This window comes from Ekhidna sp. (assembly GCF_040223195.1).
GTDB lineage: Bacteria > Bacteroidota > Bacteroidia > Cytophagales > Cyclobacteriaceae > Ekhidna.
The window spans coordinates 40316-63453 of sequence record NZ_JAVKDX010000017.1 but is presented as its reverse complement, the minus strand read 5'-3'; the positions used below and the strand labels follow the sequence as shown (position 1 = coordinate 63453).

Sequence of the window (23138 nt, the reverse complement as noted above, 5' to 3'; positions counted from 1 at the left end):
ATAAATTTTAAAGTTGAGGCAATATAGCCCAAAATCGTTAATATCTAGTTTAAATAGGGTTAATAATTAAGATTTTGCCAATAAGGCTCCTTCCACACCGGCCTCTTTATAGACGCCATTGTCCAGTTTTTCTTTGATCACATCAAAGGCATTGAGTGTTTCTTCTACGTCCTCCAGCGTGTGCATGGCAGTCGGGATGATCCGTAAAATCACCATGCCCTTCGGCACCACCGGATAAACCACCATGGAGCAAAATATCTTATGGTTTTCCCTTAAATCAACGACCATATTACACCCTTCCATCACATCTCCTTTTAGTACCACAGGTGTCACCGGTGAGTTGGTCGTACCAATATTGAAGCCACGCTCTTTAAAGCCGTTTTGGATCGCATTTACGATTGTCCACAGCTTTTCCCTCAGCTCAGGCATGGTGCGTAGCATATCCAATCGCTTCAGCCCTCCTATTACCAATGGCATAGGGAGTGACTTGGCAAAAATCTGCGATCGCACTTTGTATCTCAAATGATTAACCACATCAGTAGGCCCTGCAATGAAGGCTCCAATGCTGGCCATCGATTTCGCAAACGTGGAGAAATAGATGTCGATACCGTCCTGGCATCCCATAAATTCACCTGTTCCCGCACCTGTATCACCCATCGTTCCGAAACCGTGCGCATCATCCACCAACAGTTTGAAATCATACTGCTCCTTCAGCTTCACTATTTCATCCAGCTTTCCGGTGTTTCCGGTCATTCCGAATACACCTTCGGTAATCACCAATACCCCACCGCCCTGCTCATTAGCAAGCTTGGTAGCTCTTTTTAGCTGCTTCGCACAGTTTTCTATGTCATTGTGTGGGAATACAAACCGCTTCCCGATGTGCATTCTCAATGCATCAATGATACATGCATGGCATTCTGCATCATACACCACCACATCCTTTCGGTCCACCAATGCATCAATCACAGACATGATGCCCTGGTATCCATAATTCAAAAGCATTCCCGTGGGTTTGCTCACAAAATCGGCAAGTTCCTGCTCCAGTTGATCGTGATAGTCAGAGTTTCCGGTCATCATTCGGGCACCCATCGGGTAGCCCAGCCCCCATTTCTCAGTAGCTTCCGTGTCAACTTTTCGAATCTCAGGATGGTTTGCCAGCCCCAGGTAGTTATTTAAACTCCATGCCAGCACTTCTTTTCCCTGAAACTTCATACGAGGCTGAATCTCCCCTTCCAGCTTCGGAAAGAAATAATAATTCACATCCTTATCGAGGTAAGAATATTGTCCTAACGCTCCTTTGTCACTGAGTAATTTCTCAAATAAATCCATTTACTTGTGTTCTGTTTTCAAACAAGTCGCAAATTTAGCAGGAATGCGCATATAATGAATGTCGCCTTTTCAATAAACTTGCGGTAACGATTTTTTGAATTATGTCCATAAAGAAAATATTAGTAGCCAACCGTGGAGAGATTGCCATTCGCGTGATGCGATCGGCCAGGGAGCTGGGAATAAAAACGGTAGCTGTGTACAGTGATGCGGACAAAATGCTGCCTCATGCTTCCTATGCTGATGAGGCCGTGAACATAGGACCTGCAGTTGCATCCGAATCCTACCTCGTACAGGATAAAATCATTGCAGCCTGCAAGCAAACCGGGGCAGATGCCATCCATCCGGGATATGGTTTCCTTTCTGAGAATGCCTCTTTCGCTGAGCGGGTGGAAAAGGAAGGCTTGATTTTCATTGGCCCTTCTCCGGAGGCCATCCGCATCATGGGAGACAAGCTGACGTCCAAACAAACCGTACAGAAATTTAATGTGCCGCTTGTGCCAGGCATGGATGAGCCAATCAATGATGTGGAAAAAGCGAAGAAAGTAGCCAATGAAATAGGCTACCCGGTGATGATCAAAGCCAGCGCCGGTGGTGGTGGCAAGGGCATGCGGATTGTGCATGATCCGAAAGATTTTGTGGAGCAGATGGATCGCGCCATGAGTGAGGCCAGAAACTCATTTGGCAATGATGAGGTGTTTATCGAGAAGTTTATTTCTTCTCCCAAGCACATTGAAGTGCAGATTCTGGGAGATCAGCATGGCAATATTGTTTATCTGTTTGAGCGTGAATGCAGCATCCAGCGAAGGCATCAGAAAGTGGTTGAGGAGGCTCCTTCTGCGGTATTAACTGCGGAACGACGAAAGCAGATTGGGGAAGCAGCGGTAAATGTGGCTAAATCCTGCAATTACTATGGAGCAGGTACGGTGGAGTTTATTGCCGATGAAAACCTTGATTTTTACTTCCTGGAGATGAATACCCGGTTGCAGGTGGAGCATCCCGTCACTGAGTTGATCACGGGTGTAGATTTGGTGAAAGAACAAATCCATATTGCGAATGGAAAGAAGCTCAGCTTCACCCAGGATGATCTCACGATCCATGGCCATAGCCTGGAAGTTCGGGTATATGCGGAAGACCCTGAAAACAACTTCCTGCCTGATACCGGAAAACTGAAAACCTACATTCGCCCTCAGGGCGCTGGAGTACGCGTTGATGATGGCTATGAGCAGGGCCAGGAGGTTTCCATCTACTACGACCCCATGATTGCCAAGCTAATCACTTACGGAAAGGACAGGTCAGAAGCTATTGACAGAATGCGAAGGGCAATCGCTGAGTATCAGATCACCGGTGTGAAGACCACTCTCCCCTTTTGCGATTTTGTGCTTACTCATACGGAATTTATCGACGGGTCTTTCACCACCAAGTTTGTGGAATCCCACTACAACCCTGAGGTACTAAAGACCAAACCTTCCAAAGAGGCCAACGAGATAGCCGCACTGATCGCCAATGAGCTGGTGAATAAGTCTGTGAAGAAGGTGGCTAAAGCTGAGCAGCGAGAGACGCGAAGTAAGTGGAAAGAACGATTGCACAACTAAATGGCGGAAATCAAACCACTACGTGCCTGGAGGTACAATTCAAATTTAATTGGTAAAATCGATCAGCTGGTTTCCCCCCTGTTCGATGTAGTGTCTGCCAGTCAGAGGGAGGCACTTTACGAGGAAGAGTTCAACAGCATCCACCTTTCAGTTCCCCGTGGAGAAGAATCCTCCATGGATGCAGCCAGAAAATTGATTGAGTGGAAGAAGAGTGGGATCATCCGTCAGGATGAACTTCCGGCAATTTATGTGTACTACCAGTATTTTACTCTTCCCGGCTCTGACAAAGAGCGAATCAGAAAGGGTTTTATCGCCAACCTCAGGGTTTACGATTGGGAGGAAAATGTGCTGCTTCGGCATGAGAACACCATGCCCTTTTCAGTGAATGACCGCATGGAAATCCTGGATAAGACCCAGCTAAACGTAAGCCCTACGCATGGCTTATACACCGATCCTACCCACGAGATAGAACGGTACCTGGATGATGCCATGATGAGTCCCCTTTATGAAACAGAAGATTATCAGGGGGCACGAGACGTCTTTAGTGTCATCCATGATGTGAAGATCATCAACCGGATCATTGAGATCATCAAAGACAAACAGATTATTCTGGCAGATGGGCATCACCGGTATGAGGGCTCCCTCCTGTATCAAAAAGAGCGTGCGAAAAGCAATCCAAACCATACAGGAAAAGAGGGCTACAACTATCACCTGATGTACTTCACCAATACAGAGTCCGATGATTTGCGCATCCTCCCCACTCACCGGGTGGTGCATGGTTTGGAAAATTTTTTTCGGGAAGAATTATTGAAAAAGCTTGACAAGTACTTCTTCATCAAACCCATTGAAGAAGCTGCTGATGTGAACGAAGTGATCTTGGGCAAGCAGTGGGCCTTCGGCCTGCTGATTGGCGATGAGGCTTACAAAATTCGGCTGAAGCCTGAAATGATAGACACCATGACCTGGGACTTTCCTCGCGCCATTCAGGAACTGGACCTCACAGTCATGCACTATTTCGTTTTTGAGAAATGCATGGGAATACCGGGGAAAGAACAGCGAGGCAGCAAAAACCTGATCTTCGAACGAAACTTTACCAAGTGCCTGAAATCAGTAGTGACCAACGAAGCACAATGCGCTGTGATCACCAAAGAAATCTCCATCGATACGGTGAAAGAAGTCTGCTACAGTGGCTATACCCTTCCACAAAAAAGCACGTACTTTTATCCTAAAGTAATTTGCGGCTTTCTTTTCGGTTCTATAAAAGAGGACGAATTCAACTCGTTTTTTGATGAAGCATTTCAGTAACCTAATCCTCGCCTCTAAATCGCCAAGAAGAAAGCAGCTCCTGCAGGAAGCCGGATTTGAATTCGAGGTAAAAACCATTGATTTTGACGAGACTTTTCCAGAAAACCTGGCCTCAGGGAAAGTAGCAGAATACCTGGCAGTGGAGAAAAACAAAGCCCATCGGGCCGCATTTGGCGAGGGAGTTATAATCACGGCCGACACGGTAGTGATCTTCTCTGACAAGATTTTGGGCAAACCACAGGATGAAGAAGAAGCAAGACGTGTATTGAAAATCCTCTCCGGAAAGATTCATCAGGTTGTTACCGGGGTGTGCATCAGCTCCGCTGAAAAACAGGTCTCCTTTTCCAATCTTACGGAGGTAAAATTCCACGAACTCAGTGATGAGGAGATCGCCCATTACATTCAGATCGCCCCTCCTTTGGACAAGGCGGGCAGCTATGGCATTCAGGACTGGATTGGGTTGATTGGCGTGGAGTGGATTCGGGGCTCCTACTTCAATGTGGTAGGTCTCCCGGTCGATCAGGTATATAAGGTGCTAAAAGATGAATTCAGTGAAATTCATCATCGATGAAAACCTCACTCCTGAATTAGCTGGGATGTTTCGTAAAGAAGGCTTGGACGCTCATCATGTCAACGAATTGAAATCTGGCAAAAAGCAGCGAGTCATAGACGATCAGCTTCGCAGATTAGCCATCCAAAAAAGGTATGTGATCGTTACCAAAGACGATGATTTCGTGAAGTCCTATGTAGATCGCAAAGTGCCCGACCAAATGGTCTTCATCCATGGCCTGGAAACAAAAGAATCACTCCTCTCCAGAATGAAAGAAGTAATTCCTCAATTAATTGCTTTGCTAGAATCACACGATTTCGTTGAAGTCAATGGCCGTGAAATTCGATTTCCCTTTTCGGACTAGAACTCTACAATAACAAACTCAGTCCTTCTGTTTTTTGCCCGCCCTTCGGCTGTATTATTATCGGCAATTGGGACAGTCTCACCGTATCCTTTTGCGACCAGGCGCTCTCTTTCAATGCCCGCCAATACCATAAACTCAACCACTGATTGTGCTCTCTTCTGGGAGAGGCTAAGATTGGTCGCATCCGCTCCCTGACTATCTGTGTGCCCCCCCACCTCGATCTTCATGGTTCTATTGTTCTTCATCAGGGTCACGGCTTTATTTAGCTCGACGTAACTGATCGGCTTCAACTCTGCCTTGCCTACTTCGAAGAAGATGTTGTTCAACACCACCTTGGTTCCTTTCCTGATGGGCTCCAACGCAATATTATTTGTGATCTCCGCATAAGTTGTGTCTTTGGGCAGTTCAAAACTCTGAGAGTAAAAGAAGAACCCTTCTGCATTGGCAGACACACTATAATCCCGACCAGCAGGAAGTACAACGAGGTATTCACCGGTAGCTTCGTTACTCTTGTTCGTTGCAATCAGCTCTCCGGAATTAAGATCTTCAATGAGCACCAAAGCACTTAATGGCTTATTATCCTCAGAATTGGAAACAACCCCTTGCACCACAATCGTCGGTTTGGGTTTCAGTTCATCAGGGAGCTCTGCTTTGAAAATGTCGAAGTTGTTTTCATCAAGACGGGAAGAAGCCAGATAAGCATTTCCCGACGCAGAGATGCTGAAGTTGGTATCATTGCCTCTGGAATTTATGGGCTTGCCCAGATTCTTTGGAGTAGACCATTTTCCATTTTCAAAAACGGTATAAAAAATATCGGCACCCCCCATGCCTGGATGCCCGGTCGATGAGAAATACAGTGTTTTTCCATCGGCTGCAAGGAACGGGCTATTTTCACTGAGTGGCGTATTGACGATGCTTCCCAGGTTTTGCGGGACTCCCCACAGTCCCAGGTGATTCTTTTCAATCATGTAAAGGTCTGATGCACCGTATCCTCCCGCACGAAGTGAGGTGAATATAATTTTGTTACCATCAGAATTGATAGTCGGCTGGCTCTCCCAATCTTCAGAGTTCACCACATTGCCCATATTCTCAGGCTCACTCCATGTATTCCCGATCAACTGAGTGATATAAAGATCGCAACTCCCGATAGCTCCATTTTCATCGCACCGCACATACACCATGGTTTGACCATCGCCGGTAAATGACGACCCGAAATCATTGGCCATGGAGTTGATCGGTTTTGGCAAAAGCTCCGGTGTACTCCACTGATCTCCAACCAGCTTTGAGACGTAGATATCCTCCCCGAAATCCAGTTCGGCACTGTTTTGATCCTTAAAATCAAATCCACCTTTTCTCACACTGGTAAAATACAGCCGGTTACCAGTTGGGTTTACCTGAGGCATGTAATCACCTGACACACTATTCAAAGCAGCTATCGGAGTTGGTTCGGAGGTATTTGGCTCCATCTCCCTCAACTCAGCGCTGATGTCCACATAGTTTAGCCTGTTCAGTGCCAAATGGATCAGCTTTGCAGACTTGGGTGATTTTGGGGCTTTCTCCAGGTAGCGCTTGATGTAAATGCGGGCACTTCTTAGATTGTCCTGCTCTATGTAGGCCTTGGCAATGTCATAGTAAATACCAATGTTGTAGTCCGAATCCACCTGTTCCAGGTTTCGGTAGGCCATGATCGTTTCCTCCACCATATTCAGGTGATCATAGGTTTTGCCCAGATAATACCAGGCATCTGCATACTGAGGATTGATCTTTAAAGCTTCCTGAAATTTCTCAATGGCCATTTCATACTTGCCAAATTTTATGGCTTGCATTCCTTGATTGTAAACTTCTTTGTGAGCCTGAGAAAAGGCCAGAAATGTGCATAGTGTCAGGATAAATGAATAGCTGATTCGTCGCATGTGCATGGTTGTTGTAGGTTGTTACAAAGTTGAAATTAGAAAAAATAATGATATCATTCAGATTCTTTCGTTATTGATAAGTAGTTAGTTTGCACTAAAAAGTAACCCCATGAAAAGAATTACCTGCGCTCTCATCATAGCAATATGTTCCTATGGTGTAGCCAAAAGTCAGGTTGGAGATCAATTTCCGGCCATGGAAGCCGAGACCCTGACCAATGAGTTTGTGAACCTTCCGGAGGAAATCGGAGGGAAATATAGCCTGATTGGGCTGGCATATTCTCAAAAAGCAGAGGATGATCTCAAAGGCTGGTTTGAGCCGGTATACAATCAGTTCATCTATAAAAACCCGAATCCGGGACCGTTCGATTTTTCATTCGACGTGTACACGTATTTCGTGCCAATGTTTACTGGTGCAAAAAGACCCGCCTATCAAAAGGTGATGAACAAGCTTCAAAAAACCATTGACAAACGACTTCAGCCAAATGTGCTGTTTTATAAAGGCACGCTGAAAGAATATAAGGAGGCACTCAATTTTGATGGTAAAGATCTTCCCTATTTCTATGTGCTGGATCCCAACGGAAAAATTGTGTATGCCACTTCCGGACGCTACACCAAGCAGAAGATGCAGGAAATCACCGATGCGGTAGAAAGCGCCATGGAGATGGGCGATGAGTAGTTTCTGTCCAATGAAGAAATAAAGAGCCTGTCCCAAAAACCCTAATTAGTTTGTCTGAGCCTGCCTGCCGGCAAAGGCAGGGAACGAAGAATCTCTTTTCCACTATTTAAAGTTTAAAGATTCTTCACTATCGTTCAGAATGACACTTTTGAGACAGGCTCTTTTATATTACCTATTCATTCAATGGATTGCCATTTATGTCAAGTAATATTGGATCACCCATTCCCAGCTTCTTCACTTCTTCCAGCTGTGTGGCGCCATCTCCCACAACCAGGTAAATCATCTCACTTTCATTTAGGTACTCACTGATCAGTGCTTTATAGTCTTCCAGTTTCATTGCGGTGAGTTCAGCCTGCTCACGTTCCATAAAATCTGCCGGCTTACCAAATTTGCTAATCTCGTGCAGCATATTCAGCTTGGCTCCTAAACTTTCGAAAGCCCTGGTATTGGCTTTGAGCACCTTGTTCTGAGTGACCTCCACATCCTCCTGCGTGAAGTTTTCGGCATAATTAGCGATCATATCTTTCATAATCTCCAGCGACGGTAAGGTTGCATTTGCCCTTACACTGCTGGTAGCAGTGAATGGTGAAACCACCATGGTTTGAGGTATGAAGGAATAAGCACCATAGGTATATCCTTTTTCGATTCTCAACGTCTGGAAAAGTTGTCCGCTAGAGCCGCCACCAAGCTTTTCATTGGCATAAGTCAGCTCATTGAAATTAGGGTTCATCCCTGAGATAGCCGCCTTGCCTATATAAATGACAGATTGTTTTGCGCCAGGAAAATCAATGAAGTAAAGGTTGCCTCCCTTTTCCATAGATGGACGATCATAAGTAGCCATTTGAACATCTTTGCTTGTCCATGATAGTCCGTTTAGCTGATCCATCACATCACTTTGACTGATGCTGCCTGCTACATGGAAGCTAGCAATGGCTGGTGAGAAATTAGTCTCATAGTATTGCTTCAGATCATCCATTGTGATGCTTTCCACCGATTCCAATGTCCCCCAGGTGGAATACCCGTTGATGTGGTCATCGCCATAAATCAATTTATCATAAACAGTAGAGGCAATGGCTGTCGGGCTGGCTTCCCTACCCTTCAACCGGGTGAGGTGTGATTGCTTCAGTCGGTCAAATTCTTTTTCATCCCACCGGGGTTCCAGCAATATTTCCTGCACCAGTTTGAAGGTCTCCTCAAAATTTCTGCTTAGACATGATGCCGTGATCGTAATCTCCTCCCTTCCTGAGTTTACGTCGATGGAAGCACCGAGCAAGCCTATGGCTTCTTCCAACTCTGCCGGGGTTTTAGTTTTGGTTCCTTCCGTCAGCAGGTTGGCCAGTAGGTAAGCTGTTCCTGTCTTATCTATTGGGTCATGATAGTGCCCGCCTTTGATGGTGATATCAAAGTACACCAGTGGCAACTCATTGTTTTCAATGCCAAATACCATCATCCCATTGTCCAAATTCCCACTCCAAACTTCCGGCGATTTCAGCAATGGCAACTCACCAAACTCCGGCTCTGAACGGTCATATTTTGAAGGGGTCTTTTCATAATCACCTACCTCTCCTCTGGTCACTTCCTCGGAGGCCACATCCGCCACTATTTCTTCAATGTATACTTCGGCCTTCTCCCCACCGCTAACCGCGAGATCAAGCTCGCCAGCCGGCACCACACTTGTCATCACATAGTTCTGACCTTTGATGTACCTGTTGTAGACACGCATTACATCCGCAGCTGTGACTGCCTGAGTATACTTGGCCGTCTTAGTGATGTAGCTGGGATCACCACCGAATTCATTGTCTGTAACCAACTGAAATGCTTTATTCAAAACTGTGCTAACCCCCTGATAGAGGTTTGTTTCCAGCTCCGCTTTTATACGCTGCAGGTCTTTCTCATCAATTCCATTCGCCTCAAATCGAGCCAAGCCAGTTTCGATGGCAGCCTTGACACTATCCAGATCTGCCCCGGCATTGGCACGCACCCTAAATACAAACTCCCCGGCTACTTCGCTTGAGCTTTGATACGTGGAAACATTTGGTGCCAGCTTTTCCTCTTCCACAATCACCTGATACAAGGGAGCTTTCTTGCTTCCGCTCAGCAGCTGCCCCAGTACATTCAATGCGTACATGTCTTTATTGTAATCTTCCACCGTTGGGTAAACCATGCGTAGCTCGGGAAGCTTCGCAAAGCTATCCTCGAAATAAAGCGACTTGGTACGCTCCAGTGTTACAGGCTGAGGCTCAGGCTTGGATACCTCCGGTCCTTTTCGGATCTCTCCAAACCATTGCTTTACCTTCTCCTTTGTCTCTTCAGGATTGATATCACCCGCAATAACCAGGGTGGCGTTTCCTGCACCATAGTATTGCTCGTAGAATTCTTTCACATCGTCCAGGGTAGCTGCCTGTAAGTCGGGCAATGAGCCTATGACCGTCCAGCTATAAGGATGGCCTTCCGGGTACAAGTTTTTGCGAATAATCTCATCAGTAAATCCATAAGGGGCATTGTCCACCCGCTCACGCTTTTCGTTTTTCACTACCTGCTTCTCAGCTTCCAGTGCATCTTCTGTCACGGTATTGATCATGTATCCGAATCGATCCGAGTCAATCCACAGGATTTTGTCAAAGGCATCTTTAGGGACTACTTCATAGTAAATCGTTCCGTCGGACCAGGTTCCACCATTGCGACTTCCACCCCACTCAGGGATGAGTTTTCGATTGGCTCCACGGGGTACATTTTCAGAATCATTGAATGACATGTGCTCAAAGAAGTGAGCAAAGCCTGTTCGTCCGGGTTTTTCCCGATTGGAGCCGACATGCATCAATGTGGCTACTGCGACGATGGGATCGGAGTGATCTTCATGTAAGACTACCTCCAGGCCATTGTCGAGCGTAAATTTTTCATACTCAATTTTGAATTCTTTCTCCTCCATATTGTCTGGCTGGGTGCAGCCAAAAAGGGTAACACCAAGAATAAATGATAAGGTTTTAGTGAGTTTCATATTTCTACTTTTTGCTATATGTAATTTGAAAATTTCAAATCAGAAATAGAAACAACTTTTGATGATCGGTTTCAAGGATACAAAAAAACCCGCCGAAGCGGGTTCTTCATTTATTGAATAAACTAAAAAACTAGTCTTCTGCTCCCTCTTCTTTAGCGGGTTTCTTATCCTCTTTTGCCTCCACGTCATCATCGTCTTTAAGTCGCTTGGAAACAGCCAGGAATGGTCCCGAGATTACTTGATCTCCTTCTTCCACTCCGGAGAGAATCTCGATACGGTCAAAGTCACTGATGCCTGTTTTCACTTCGGTTTTCACGGCTTTGCCCTCTTTCATGATGAAAACAACTTCTTTCACATCTTCGTCTGCCAATTGATCTGCGACAGATGAATCATCCTCGTCTTTTCCCTCACCCTTGTTGTCCTTTTCGGATCTGGTGGTAACAGATGCCAATGGCACTGTGAGTATGTCCTTCTTAACCTCAGTAATGATGTCTACACTTGCTGTCATTCCCGGTCGGAAAGGGTATCTAATGCCCTCCTTCTCGATCAGATCTTGATATGAACTGTTTAGAATCCGAATGCGAACTTCAAATTCTGTAACTGCATCGGCAGAAATTTTATCATTGGCCGTATTGGCAATATTTGTGACTATTCCTTTGAATGTTTTGTCCATGTACGAGTAAGAATCCACATCAATGATGGCGGTATCCCCCACGCTGATTCGGATGATATCATTTTCATTCACGTCCACTTTTACCTCCATTTTAGAGAGGTCAGCGATTCGCATCACCTCCGTACCCTGAAACTGCGAAGTACCCAACACCGTCTCGCCCAACTCTACCGGCAGCTTGGATACAATTCCGCTCATGGGTGCCGTCAGGCTTGTCAAACGAAGGTTCTCCCTGGCATCATCTACTCTGGCCTCTGCACTGCTCAGTATGTATTCAGCAGCGTTTACACTTTCTTTTGCCGATTCGTAATCCTGCTCTGCAATTTGGTAGTTGGCGTCTGCCAACTGAAAATCAGCTTCAGAAATTACTTTTTCTTCAAAGAGCTTTTTTTGACGATCAAAGTCCTGTTCAGCCCGTTTGAAGTTTGCGGCTGCTCTGGCCCTGGCGGCTTTGGCCTGCGCCAGAGAAGCCTTCTGCTGATTGAGCCCGGCTACAGCCTGATCATATGCCGACTGGAAGTTGTCTGGACGGATTCTTAACAGAAAATCCCCTTTGCTCACCGAGTCACCTTCCTCCACTCTCAGGTCTATGATCTCCCCGGACACTTCAGGACTCAACTGCACTTCCACAACCGGCTGCACCATCCCTGAAGCACTTACCTTTTCGATGATGGTATTCTTTTCAGCTTTAGAGACCTCTACCTGGATTTTCTTCTTTTGTCCTACCCAACCCTGAGACTTGCCGATGATAGCAAAGAGGATGAGGAAAAGAACGACACCACCAAGGATGTATAAAATTTTATTGCTTGATTTTTTCTTCTTAGCCATGATTTTAGATATAAATGATTGGGATCGGTTTAGAATGTTAATGGAATACCCTGATAAAACTCGAGTACCTTCTTCCTGAAAATGAAGTCAAACTTTGCACGAGAAAGGTCAGTTCTAGCCTGGTAAAGATTGTTTAATGCTACCTGATAGTCAGTAAAATTGGCAGCACCATTGTTATACTGATTTTGTACCGCACGATATGTCTCCTCCAGGGCAGCCACCTGCTTCTGGGAAGCAGAGTATGTCTTGGAAGCTGCAAGCGCATTTCTATACGCTGATTCAATGGTTTGATACAACTGGTTTCGCTGCTCTGTTTTATTTATCTCCGCCTGCTGAAGGGCGATTTTAGATCGCTGAATGTCAGAACGGGTGCTGAAGCCATTGAAAATTGGCACATTTAGATTTAGGGATAGTCGCTTGCTTAGGTTGTTGTCATATTGTGTTGACAATGGAACGGTTTCGCTCTCCAACTGCACATCAAATTCTTGCTCAAAGACAGGCTGACCATTATTATCTACAAATTGAGTAGGGTTAAGATTACCTGTAGGTGTAGCAGAGACAACTGAAACATCCTGAAATGCATCGGAGTAGTTGGTACTGAAGCCCCCAGTTAAAGAAAGTGACGGGTACATTGCGCCTTTAGACACATCCAGCCCAACTTCAGCACTTTCTACACGAAGGTCTGCACTCTTCATCTCCGGCTGATTCTCAAGTGCTACATTGTAAACGTCCATTATAGAGCTAGTCTCCAGTCCCGATTGGTCTACCTCTATTTCTGGGATTACAATCTCAATATCCTCTCCAGGAGGAAGCAACATCGCCTGCTTCAGGCTCAAAACGGATAGGTCAAGCGTGTTTTGTGCGTTGATTAAGGCTACCTCATTGGAAGCTACCTGACTGATAAGCTGCAGCTCATTAGCCAGCGGAAGCGCTCCGGACTTTACTAATAGTTTTGTTCTCTCCAGTTGCTGCTGACTTGATTCCATCTGAAATCTGGCATTATCCACCAGCTCCTTGTTTAGGATCACATTCAGGTAAAAAATGGAAATGTTAAGTGAAATATCGTTGATGGAGCGCTGCAAATCATATTTTGATGCCTCCCGATCAAGCTTACTTTGCTTGATGGAATTAGTCACCTGTAGCCCACTCAAAACAGGTAGGCTTGTATTTCCGCTTACGCCATTAAAGTTTATCCGCTGGTCTATGAATTGGTTGGTAGTCGGGTCAATACCTCTACCCCAGTTGTAGCCAAAGTTTCCGTTGGCATTCAATGTCGGGTATCGCTGAGCCTGAGCCTGAAGTAAATTCACCTCAGCCCCTTGCAAATTCAGCTCACTTCTTTGCACAGAAAGGTTATTTTCCAAAGCAATCTCGATGCATTCCTGCAGCGAAACCACGCGCTTTTCCTGACTGACCCCTGCAAAGCATAGTAAAATCAGTGTGGTGATTAGTCCTAGTTTTCTCATATCTATTTGTCTATATCCGGTATGTAGATGACCTTGTGCACCCACTTCCTCTTCTTTAAGTATTGTAGTGTTATATCGTCTATGCCTGAGTCCATTTCCAAAATCAGGCATGCTAAATCGTTTCTTCCCTTTCGGGAGACAGTCATGGTAGCAATGTTGCATTCATCCTGAGACAATACCTCGGTGAAAAATGCGATACTTCCCTTCACATCATCGGCTTCAATGATCAGCGTGTGCAGACTGGCGGTAAAATTGGAATCAAATCCGTTTACTTCTTTGATCCGAATCACTCCTCCTCCTCTGCTTTCGCCCAGGATTTCCACGCTTAAGTCCCCTCGTGTGGCATTCACACGCACAGAGTTTGGATGGTAGGTAGACGCGCTCCCAATCGACCTGAATTTGTACGTCAGACCAGCCTCCGCTGTAAGTTCCAAAGCAGTCTTAATCCGCTTATCATCTGTGTGAAAATCCATCAGTCCTGCCAAAATTGCCCTGTTACTTCCATGCCCCTCGTATGTCCTAGCAAAGGAATTGTAGAAGATAATATCCGCATGATCAGGCAACCCTCCCAATATCTTGTTGGTCACCCGTCCGATCCTCACCACGCCTGCGGTGTGTGAGCTGGATGGACCGATCATCACCGGGCCGATCATATCAAATATTCCACTACTTTCTGCCATGAATAACTTCTGCTTAGTTGACCACTTTATCTTTCAAAATGTTACACAGCCACCGCACCTTTTATGTGAGGGTGCGGATCGTAGTTTACCAATTCAAAATCTTCGAACTTGAACCCGAAAATGTCTTTCACTTCCGGATTTATTTTCATTGTAGGCAATGCCCGTGGCTCTCTGGAAATCTGCAAGTGCGCCTGCTCCATGTGGTTTGAATACAAGTGCGCATCGCCAAACGTGTGCACAAAATCACCCGGCTCAAGGTTACAAACCTGGGCCACCATCATCGTGAACAAAGCATAAGACGCGATATTGAAAGGCACACCAAGAAAAACATCCGCACTGCGCTGATATAGTTGACAGCTCAATTTCCCATCAGCCACATAAAACTGAAACAGGCTATGGCATGGAGGTAAAGCCATATCATCTACATCTGCCACATTCCAAGCACTTACGATATGCCTTCTGCTATCCGGATTGTTTTTAATCCCCTCAATTAATTTCTTAATCTGGTCAATCTTGCGACCGTCTGGTGTCTCCCAACTTCTCCACTGCACACCATAGACCGGCCCCAGATTTCCATCCTCATCTGCCCATTCGTTCCAGATAGAAACCCCATTTTCCTTTAAATACCTAATATTTTGATCGCCCTGCAGAAACCACAACAATTCGTGAATGATGGAGCGCAGGTGAAGCTTCTTGGTAGTCACACATGGGAAGCCTTCGCTAAGATCAAAACGCATCTGATATCCGAATACACTCTTTGTCCCGGTTCCAGTCCGATCAGCTTTCTCGGTACCATTGTCCAGGATATGTTGCATTAGGTTCAGGTATTGTTGCATTCTGTTCGTAGTTTGGTAACAAAATTAACTTTTAAACGAAGAAACACTGAACCCACGATTGGATAAATATGTCGAGCGGTTGATAACCCCAAAGGGAAAGGTGATAATGACCTGTTTACTGGTCGTGATTTCGGCATTTTTTGGCTGGAACATCCAAAATGTCACTTTTGATTTCGAATTTGAGAAGTTTTTCCCCAATAATCACCCGGATAGCAAAGCGTATGCAAACCATGTGAAGCAGTTTGGGTATGATAACGACTATCTGCATGTCATTATCGAGCGGAAGAATGGAATTTTTGATAAAGAGTTTCTGCCTCTGGCAGGCGCATTTGAAAAGTCACTGAATGGCATTGAGGATGTGGAAAACGTATATTCTCCCCTCTCGCTACAGCATGTAGTGAAGAGTCCCACCGGGCTGGTCATTTTCCCGTTGATCCACACCGAAAACCCCACAGACTACCAACTGAACCAGGATAGTGCGAGGGTGTTCGGAAATCCTCTGTATCGATCGGCTTTCAGCAAGACCGGAGCTGCAATGAGCATCTACATCCATCATGCCCATTTTGCAGATCAGGAACGGGGTGAACGATTGCTGAAAGCAATCCGGGACCATGCAAGAAAGTTTGGAATTACCAACCTAAGACTTGTGGGGAAGCTGAGTGCAGTCGGTGTATTCATCTCGTACATTCAAAATGATTTCGGTAAGTTTTTGGTCGGTTCGCTTATTCTAAGCTTCGGGCTGCTACTGCTAATCTTCAGAAACCTCAAATCCGCACTTATCCCTTTTCTGATCAGCCTTTTATCCCTTGTATGGCTGTTTGGTTTGATGGGGTTCCTAGGTATTAGAATTAACCTGCTCAGCTCCTTATTGCCCCCTATCCTGTTTTTTGTTTCCATGTCGGATGCGGTGCACTTAATGAATGCCCTGAAAAAGTCCGGTGGTGCTTCCAACAGTGAAAAAATCAAAGAAGCCTTGAGGGTAGTTTGGATACCTACTCTTTTGACCTCCGTGACCACTGCCATTGGGTTTCTCAGCCTAATCTGGATCAATACCGAGCCGGTACAAATGTTGGGACTATTTGCTGCCATTGGGGTGCTATTTGCTTTCATCATCACCTTCACCTTTGGGCTTTTGGTAGCTTCAGTCACCAGCTATTCTTCAAAGAATCGAATCATAGAAATCCCGACCTTTTGGGTGAGCCTGTTGATAAAAAGGAAATGGAAAATCGTCCTGCTATCCCTTGGGATTTTGATCGCTCTGATACCGGGAATTAGCCAGCTAAAAATCAATTCCTTTTTGCTGGATGACCTGCCGGAAGATTCACAGGTGAGACTGGATTTTGAATATGCCGATGAAGAACTTGGAGGCTCCAAGCCGTACGAGATTCGAGTAGAAGTAGCAGACAGCTCCCTCACCATCTGGGATAAGGAGGTGATGGACGAGATAGTAAAAATTGAGGAATACCTGCTCCATAAGTACCCTATTTCCAAAGTGCAATCCCCGGTCACCATTATCAAATACCTGAATATGGCCGGAAATGGTGGTTTGAATGAAAACTATACATATCCGGATAAGGAAAAAATCTACCAAAGGACGCTTCGTCTGAAGGATCGCATTGACCCTAAGAGATTGGATAAGCTTGTAACTGAGGACGGAAAAGCTGGTCGATTGATTGGTTTCTTTCCAGAACTGGGCTCGTATGAGACCGATCAGCGAAATCAGAAACTCATCAACTATTTGGATGAAAATATCGATAAGGAAAAAATCAATTATCGGATCACAGGAACCACCTACCTGATAGATAAGAGCCATGAACTGCTATCAGTGAATTTGCTAAAAGGACTGCTCACAGCAATTGGGATCATCGGGGTTATTCTAGGCTTATATTTCAAATCCTGGAAGCTGCTCATTATCAGTTTGATTCCAAACATCATTCCCCTGGTGATGGTGGCAGGAATCCTCGGCTGGCTGGGGATATCCCTTAAAATGACCACCTCAATCATCTTCACCATAGCTTTTGGTATTGCAGTAGATGATACGATTCATATGATGAGTTTTTATCTCAAAAATCCCGAACCAGACCCTATCAGACGGATGGAAATTACATTCAGACATGCCGGGAGTGCAATGCTGATTACCTCCATCATCATGACTGCCGGATTCTCCTTGTACCTGTTATCAACTTTCGGGGCAACCTTCTATATGGGGCTTTTCGTAAGTCTCTCTTTGCTCATTGCAATGGTGGTTGATTTGAGTGTTTTGCCATTGCTGCTTATCACATTTAGAAAAAATGCTACAAAAAGGGAATCCAATACCTGACATCACACTCGAAGACCAAAATGGAAATCCGGTTTCACTATCCAGCTTCAGGGGGAAAAAGCCGTTGGTGATCTATTTCTACCCTAAGGATAACACACGGGTATGTACAGCCCAGGCGTGTGGTTTCAGAGATAATTATGAAGCCTTTCAGAAAGTTGGGGCAGAGGTAATCGGAATCAGCGGCGACAGCAGCAAATCCCATAGAAAGGTGTCAGAAAGTCGCAATTTGCCATTCCTTTTACTTAGTGACCCTAAGAAAAAAGCATTGAATAGCTTCAAAGTTCCTTCGCTCTTCTTTGGTTTGTTACCGGGCAGGGTGACATTTGTGGTCAATAAAGAAGGCATCATAGTGCATACTTTCAGAGCTGACTTCAATGCCGATAACCACATCAAAGAGGCCCTGAAAGTGCTAAAAAATATCTAATTATTCATCCTTCAATACATCGGCAGGATTCATCAAGGAAGCCTTGGTGGTATGAAAGATGGATATTGCCAGCGAAATGAAAAGCAGCGTTATCAACGCCAGCACGAAGATATCCACCGTCATATTGATGTGATACTCAAAATCTGACAGCCAGATATTCATAAAGTAATATCCCAATGGTGCGGCGATTAAAAAACCAACCAAAAGAAGTTTTATATAGTTTTTTGAGAAAAGGACTATGATGCTGGAGATGGACGCACCCAGCACCTTCCTTACACCAATTTCTTTGAGCTTTTGCTCTACTGCAAACACCACAATTCCAAACAATCCCAATGAAGCAATGATGATCGTCAAGGCTGCAAAGAAAGTGAGTACGCTTCCAAACCGCTGCTCTGTCTGGTATGAGCTTTCAAAGTGCTCACTGATCAAAACTTGCTCATAGGGTCGGCCTGGGGCAAACTCTTCCCATTTTGTGGCTATTTCCTGCTTTATCCGATCCATATCACCATCGGTAGTTCTTGTTTTTACCATGACCCTGGTCAAAGGGCGGCCACCCTGTGCATTGGATGCCGAATGAAAGATTGCAAAAGGCTCGATTTGTGCATGCAGCGACCAGAAATTGAAATCACTCGTGACACCTATCACATGATACGTTCCGCTCCAATTGGTAATCTTCTTGTTCAGAATGCTTTCATCCACCTTCCATCCAATCGTTCTGGCGGCAGTTTCATTGAGGATGATTCCGTTCACATCTTCGGAATAGGACTTGTCAAACCCTCTGCCCACCAGCATTTCAATTTTCAGCAAGTCAATATATTTCTCATCTCCAAGAGCATAGTTTAACGGGACTGAACCAGCATTCGGCTCGTCAGGGATAAACTGATCGCCGTTTGAAATCAGTAAGGGAACCGCGTCACATACAGAAGCCCCGACTACTCCTTCAATCTTTTCAAGCTCATTGGCAAACTCTGCCTGAGCCCCTGTCCACTGCACATTCTCCACAGAAATCAGATTCTCCTTCTCAAAACCCAAATCCGCATGAATAAAATAATCGAGCTGCTTGTAAATAGTAATTGTGCCGATGATCAGTAGGAATGAAAGTACATATTGAGTGACCAACATCGCATTCCTCAACTTAAGCCCCCTTTTCCCGGTCTTCATCTCTCCTTTCATGGCCGCTACCGGCTTGAATGAGTTGAAGAAAATAAATGGATAGAAACCGGATACAACACTCACCAACACCACAAGCAGTGCCATAAAACCCACCACGGCCAACCCATTGACCGAATCAAAAGAGAGCGTGGTACCAACTGATTGATTGATGAATGGCATGGTGTAGAAAAGGACTGTAGCAGCTACAGTGGCAGCTATCAGACTGTAAGCCAGCGACTCCCCGAAAAACCTTCGGATAAATGCTGCCTTACTTCCACCAAGTACTTTTCTCAGAGCCACATCATGAGCTTTGGTGGTAAACTGTGCAGTACTGAGATTAATGAAATTGATACATGAAAGGATGACCAGAAAAATGGCTGATCCGATTAAGGCTGTCACAATTTTGAAATCACCTACCTGGCTTAACCGATTATAGATTCCATCAGAATGCAGATAGATATCAGTAAATGGCTGCAGGTACAAGTTCCATTCCTTTCCAGCCTCGATATACTCTTCATAGGTGTATCCCATGGCCTCCAGGGTTTTATCAGCATGTTTTTTGGGCAGTTCGTTGATCTTCGCCTGAAGCACTTCCTGTTTCACGCCTTCTTCAGTGAGAATAAATGTTTCAAACATTGTCCACATCCAGTTCCAGTTGCTTCGCTTGATCCGATCTATACTATTGAGCGATACCAGCAGGTCAAAATCATCGAGATAAGATTTTCCTTGTATTGGCTCCAACACTCCGGTAACGGTAAAGAACTCACCATTGTCCATGGAAATGATCTCCCCAACCGGATTTACATTTCCAAAAAATCGCTTAGCCGTTTCTGCAGTGAGTACCACAGATTTGGGCTTTTCCAATGCCGTTCGCTGATCCCCATGCTGTAAGGGGAAAGTGAAAACTTCAAAGAAATTGGAATCCACAGCGAAAATATATTCATCCTTAAAAAAGCGCTCTTGCCCCTCCCACTTGAAAGTGATGGGGGTCATGCTTGGCGTGTGAATTCTTACCACTTGCTTTGCCTCCGGTATTTCCTCAGCGATGGCATACCCCACTCCCGGACCCGTACTGGAAAACAAATTTGAATTGTCCTCACCCCAGATAAACGTCTGGTTCACCCGGTAAATCCTATCGCCATGCTCATGAAACTGGTCATAGCTCAATTCATTTTGGACGTAGATGTAAATGAGAATGGAAGCAAAAAAGCCCACCGTCAGTCCCAGGATATTGATGGAGGAAAAAAGTTTATTTCGTCGGAGGGATCTGTAAAATAGCTTAAAGGAAGTTAGCATGTGTTTCAAAAAATTAGGTTTCATTCAATATATTTCACAAAGAGTGCCAAAGTCCACAACACACTTATTTCCAATGTCTTAGAAAAAGACAATGGCGATGATTTTGTTCGCCAACGAACGATAAAGTGTCCAGTATTTAAAAAATCAATCTATAAGAATAATTATATTTTTTAGTAATAATTTAATATTATCTAAATTGCAGTAACTAAAAAATCACTTTAATCAAATGCTTACTACAATCACCCTACAATCAGCTAAGTCAAGTCTGCTTGTTCTATTCCTTTTGTTTTTATTCAGTTGCGCAGAAGATCCTACCGAACCCACAAATGGTGTAGATGGAGTAAATGGATTTAATGCGCTTGTAAAAATAGATGATGAACCCGCTGGAGAAAATTGCTCCAATGGAGGCGTTAGAATCTCTGTTGGCCAGGATGCTAACGATAACGGAACTTTAGATGACTCTGAAGTTGAATCTGTCAGCTTTGTTTGCAATGGTGGTACTGGTAATGATGGTGCCAGCGGCAGCCAACTTGTGGCCAGGACATCCCCTGAATCTCCAGGTGAAAATTGCGAGGCAGGAGGCACACTTGTTGAGATTGGTGCGGATATCAATGATAATAATACACTTGACAATGATGAGGTTCAAACCTCCTTCTTTGTGTGTAATGGTGTAAATGGTGCTGGTGCCGGGGAAAATGGGCTTTCAAGCCTCATACGAGCCACACCGGATGATACCTGTCCCAATGGTGGCATTTTCATTGAGGTTGGCCTTGATCTAAACGACAATGGTGAATTAGATGGTGGAGAAATTCAGTCTAGCTATTCTATCTGCAACGGATCAGACGGAGCTAATGGAACGAACGGCTCAAACGGATATTCCACACTTTCCAATGTGATCAGCGAAGCTCCGGGACCCAATTGTGCAAACGGCGGCCTGAAAGTCGAGCTTGGCCTTGACACCAACAGAAATGGAGCCCTTGACAATGAGGAAGTTGTCTCTGAAAACTATGTTTGTAATGGAAGTAATGGCTCTAATGGAACCAACGGAAATGACGGTATTTCCAGTATAACTCGAGTGACGACAGAGGATCCGGGGGACAATTGTCCAAATGGCGGTTTGAAAATTGAAATTGGAATGGACGACACCACAACAGACGGAATTCTCCAAAATGAAGAAGTCGACTACACTTATTATGTATGCAATGGGGCAAATGGAAGCAATGGAACAAACGGATCAAATGGTTTGAACTCCATTATTCGGACTACTTCCGAGCCATCAGGTGCTAACTGCACCAATGGTGGAATCAGAATAGATATTGGCCTGGATAGCAACTCCAACAATGCCCTTGATCCGGGGGAGGAAATCGGAGGGCCATTATATGTGTGCAATGGGACAGATGGAGCCAATGGAACAAATGGAAGCAACGGCACAGATGGACGAAACGTGATTGTGGTTTCCAATACCGACGTTTCATGCCCTGCGGGAGGCGTGGAGCTAACCTTTGGCTATGATGATGACAGCAACGGAACCATAGATGAAGTACTGGAAACAGCCCTGATCTGCAATGGTGAAAATGGAGCTGACGGACAGGATGGATTGAATTCAATCGTAAAATCAACAACTGAATCGCCGGGGACCAATTGCCCCAACGGAGGAACATTCATCGAAGTTGGAATTGACGACAATAGAAATAATATGCTCGACCCTGCAGAGGTAGATGCCTCATTCTACGTATGCAATGGCACAGATGGCAGCAACGGATCCAACGGCAGAAACAGCCTGATTACTGTGACTAGTTTTTCCGGCAGCCAGGGAGACTGCACCAATGGCGGTCTGATCATCCGCACAGGTGTAGATGACAATGGTGATGGCACCTTGCAGGCCGGAGAAGTGGATGCAACCTCGTATGTATGTGATGGCTCAGACGGCTCCAATGGTAGCTCTGATGGGATCTTTGAGTTTTATTATCAGGAAGGTTTAGACGGATACACAGGAGTTGCTGATGTCTCTATCTCCGATAAAAACCCACCTGAACTTGGAGAATCCTTTAGCGTGGACAGAGGCACTACCGATAGTCATGGATTGATCCATTTTCCTGAATTGGAAAAATTACCGGATTTAGTTGGAGAAGAATTTCAAATTGTAGAAGCCATACTCTACCTCAGGGGAAAATCCACAAGAATTGACGGACAATCCACCGGCAACTGGATTGGGGTTAAGACCATCCTGCCGGAAGCTCCACTATTCGAGGAAGACGCTGTTTCATGGACAAGAGCAAATTCATCTGATGAAAATTGGTCATTGCCGGGTGTCACATCCAGAAATCAAGATGGTGATGCCGACTCTTACTCTGACATGTATCAACTTCCCCCCACAGGTAACTTTGCTTTCGATGGCTATATCCCATTGCAGCTCAGCAAATCAGTGGTGACTTCATGGACTGATAAGGAAACTGGCAAAGACAGCAACAAGGGGATAGTATTGATAATGGCTGATGGAGGAGTCCAATATGAATTGGATATCTTCACCTCCAACTATTCGAAAGACTCCAATTACAGACCGCTCTTATACCTTAAAGTAAAAACAGGAAATAAAGCCAGATCTGTAGCTGAAACTGAATATAAACAGCAATGGAAGTCCATGACTTACGAAGAAAAGCTAGCCCCTCTAAAAAAATTGCGCGAGAAGTAACCTAACCTGATCGCTAATGAAGAAGCCCCTCCTTTCGGCAGGGGCTT

16 protein-coding genes are annotated in these 23138 nt (G+C 45.1%); 8 read left to right on the top strand and 8 right to left on the bottom strand.

Translation table 11 applies throughout. The annotated features are described in order from the left end of the window. Positions 1-66 precede the first annotated feature (66 nt). Positions 67-1329 carry an aminotransferase class I/II-fold pyridoxal phosphate-dependent enzyme gene (locus RLN88_RS10730; RefSeq protein ID WP_350221399.1) on the bottom strand — a complete coding sequence of 421 codons (1263 nt, stop codon included), beginning with the start codon at positions 1327-1329 and terminating at the stop codon, positions 67-69. A gap of 98 nt (positions 1330-1427) precedes the next feature. On the opposite strand from RLN88_RS10730, the gene accC reads away from it, so the two are divergent. The 4 genes from accC to RLN88_RS10710 are packed head-to-tail and all read left to right on the top strand — an operon-like array spanning position 1428 to position 5140. Beyond that, entirely contained in the window at positions 1428-2921 is a 1494-nt protein-coding gene (accC, locus tag RLN88_RS10725) for an acetyl-CoA carboxylase biotin carboxylase subunit (RefSeq protein WP_350221716.1), read from the top strand. Further along, complete coding sequence (locus RLN88_RS10720) at positions 2922-4226, top strand: DUF1015 domain-containing protein (RefSeq protein WP_350221398.1); 1305 nt, start codon at positions 2922-2924, stop codon at positions 4224-4226. It begins immediately after the preceding gene. Continuing rightward, a complete protein-coding gene (locus RLN88_RS10715) occupies positions 4210-4797 on the top strand; it encodes a Maf family nucleotide pyrophosphatase (protein WP_350221397.1) in 588 nt (195 codons plus the stop codon). Before RLN88_RS10720 ends, RLN88_RS10715 begins: the two co-directional genes overlap by 17 nt. Then, positions 4778-5140, top strand: a complete 363-nt coding sequence (locus RLN88_RS10710) for a DUF5615 family PIN-like protein (RefSeq protein ID WP_350221396.1) — start codon at positions 4778-4780, stop codon at positions 5138-5140. Before RLN88_RS10715 ends, RLN88_RS10710 begins: the two co-directional genes overlap by 20 nt. Here the strand turns inward: RLN88_RS10710 and RLN88_RS10705 are convergent. Beyond that, a complete protein-coding gene (locus RLN88_RS10705) occupies positions 5137-7053 on the bottom strand; it encodes an OmpA family protein (RefSeq protein ID WP_350221395.1) in 1917 nt (638 codons plus the stop codon). The genes RLN88_RS10710 and RLN88_RS10705 overlap by 4 nt on opposite strands. Positions 7054-7162: 109 nt before the next feature. Here RLN88_RS10705 and RLN88_RS10700 point away from each other — a divergent pair, with 109 nt between their 5' ends. After that, positions 7163-7729, top strand: a complete 567-nt coding sequence (locus RLN88_RS10700; protein ID WP_350221394.1) for a hypothetical protein — start codon at positions 7163-7165, stop codon at positions 7727-7729. A gap of 172 nt (positions 7730-7901) precedes the next feature. Here RLN88_RS10700 and RLN88_RS10695 read toward each other — a convergent pair whose 3' ends face one another. The 5 genes from RLN88_RS10695 to RLN88_RS10675 form a co-directional block, all read right to left on the bottom strand. After that, a complete protein-coding gene (locus RLN88_RS10695) occupies positions 7902-10727 on the bottom strand; it encodes a M16 family metallopeptidase (RefSeq protein WP_350221393.1) in 2826 nt (941 codons plus the stop codon). 130 nt (positions 10728-10857) lie between these two features. Next, positions 10858-12225: an efflux RND transporter periplasmic adaptor subunit gene (locus RLN88_RS10690; protein ID WP_350221392.1), complete on the bottom strand. Its 1368-nt coding sequence runs from the start codon at positions 12223-12225 to the stop codon at positions 10858-10860. Positions 12226-12254: 29 nt separating this feature from the next. Then, the gene (locus RLN88_RS10685; RefSeq protein ID WP_350221391.1) at positions 12255-13691 is read right to left on the bottom strand and encodes a TolC family protein; all 1437 of its coding nucleotides are present in this window, start codon (positions 13689-13691) and stop codon (positions 12255-12257) included. Between the two features lie 2 nt (positions 13692-13693). Continuing rightward, positions 13694-14371, bottom strand: coding sequence for an L-serine ammonia-lyase, iron-sulfur-dependent subunit beta (gene sdaAB / locus RLN88_RS10680; protein ID WP_350221390.1), 678 nt, complete (start codon positions 14369-14371; stop codon positions 13694-13696). 41 nt (positions 14372-14412) lie between these two features. After that, the gene (locus RLN88_RS10675) at positions 14413-15207 is read right to left on the bottom strand and encodes a thymidylate synthase (protein WP_350221389.1); all 795 of its coding nucleotides are present in this window, start codon (positions 15205-15207) and stop codon (positions 14413-14415) included. 106 nt (positions 15208-15313) lie between these two features. On the opposite strand from RLN88_RS10675, the gene RLN88_RS10670 reads away from it, so the two are divergent. Both RLN88_RS10670 and RLN88_RS10665 read left to right on the top strand, forming a co-directional pair. Then, a complete protein-coding gene (locus RLN88_RS10670) occupies positions 15314-17527 on the top strand; it encodes an efflux RND transporter permease subunit (RefSeq protein WP_350221388.1) in 2214 nt (737 codons plus the stop codon). Beyond that, positions 17499-17951 (top strand): peroxiredoxin, encoded by a 453-nt coding sequence (locus RLN88_RS10665; protein ID WP_350221387.1) that lies wholly within the window; start codon positions 17499-17501, stop codon positions 17949-17951. Before RLN88_RS10670 ends, RLN88_RS10665 begins: the two co-directional genes overlap by 29 nt. Here the strand turns inward: RLN88_RS10665 and RLN88_RS10660 are convergent, their stop codons facing one another. After that, positions 17952-20399 (bottom strand): ABC transporter permease, encoded by a 2448-nt coding sequence (locus tag RLN88_RS10660; protein ID WP_350221386.1) that lies wholly within the window; start codon positions 20397-20399, stop codon positions 17952-17954. It lies immediately after the preceding gene. 226 nt (positions 20400-20625) lie between these two features. Between RLN88_RS10660 and RLN88_RS10655 the strand changes: the two genes are divergently transcribed. Beyond that, positions 20626-23091: a DUF7151 family protein gene (locus RLN88_RS10655; protein ID WP_350221385.1), complete on the top strand. Its 2466-nt coding sequence runs from the start codon at positions 20626-20628 to the stop codon at positions 23089-23091. The last annotated feature ends 47 nt before the right edge of the window (positions 23092-23138 follow it).

Excerpts from the sequence above, each read along its gene's own strand:
- RLN88_RS10730 (WP_350221399.1), bottom strand. The coding sequence starts at position 1,329 with ATGGATTTATTTGAGAAATTACTCAGTGACAAAGGAGCGTTAGGACAA.
- RLN88_RS10720 (WP_350221398.1), top strand. The coding sequence starts at position 2,922 with ATGGCGGAAATCAAACCACTACGTGCCTGGAGGTACAATTCAAATTTA.
- RLN88_RS10715 (WP_350221397.1), top strand. The coding sequence starts at position 4,210 with ATGAAGCATTTCAGTAACCTAATCCTCGCCTCTAAATCGCCAAGAAGA.
- RLN88_RS10705 (WP_350221395.1), bottom strand. The coding sequence starts at position 7,053 with ATGCGACGAATCAGCTATTCATTTATCCTGACACTATGCACATTTCTG.
- RLN88_RS10700 (WP_350221394.1), top strand. The coding sequence starts at position 7,163 with ATGAAAAGAATTACCTGCGCTCTCATCATAGCAATATGTTCCTATGGT.
- RLN88_RS10695 (WP_350221393.1), bottom strand. The coding sequence starts at position 10,727 with ATGAAACTCACTAAAACCTTATCATTTATTCTTGGTGTTACCCTTTTT.
- RLN88_RS10690 (WP_350221392.1), bottom strand. The coding sequence starts at position 12,225 with ATGGCTAAGAAGAAAAAATCAAGCAATAAAATTTTATACATCCTTGGT.
- RLN88_RS10685 (WP_350221391.1), bottom strand. The coding sequence starts at position 13,691 with ATGAGAAAACTAGGACTAATCACCACACTGATTTTACTATGCTTTGCA.
- sdaAB (WP_350221390.1), bottom strand. The coding sequence starts at position 14,371 with ATGGCAGAAAGTAGTGGAATATTTGATATGATCGGCCCGGTGATGATC.
- RLN88_RS10675 (WP_350221389.1), bottom strand. The coding sequence starts at position 15,207 with ATGCAACAATACCTGAACCTAATGCAACATATCCTGGACAATGGTACC.
- RLN88_RS10670 (WP_350221388.1), top strand. The coding sequence starts at position 15,314 with ATGACCTGTTTACTGGTCGTGATTTCGGCATTTTTTGGCTGGAACATC.
- RLN88_RS10665 (WP_350221387.1), top strand. The coding sequence starts at position 17,499 with ATGCTACAAAAAGGGAATCCAATACCTGACATCACACTCGAAGACCAA.
- RLN88_RS10660 (WP_350221386.1), bottom strand. The coding sequence starts at position 20,399 with ATGCTAACTTCCTTTAAGCTATTTTACAGATCCCTCCGACGAAATAAA.
- RLN88_RS10655 (WP_350221385.1), top strand. The coding sequence starts at position 20,626 with ATGCTTACTACAATCACCCTACAATCAGCTAAGTCAAGTCTGCTTGTT.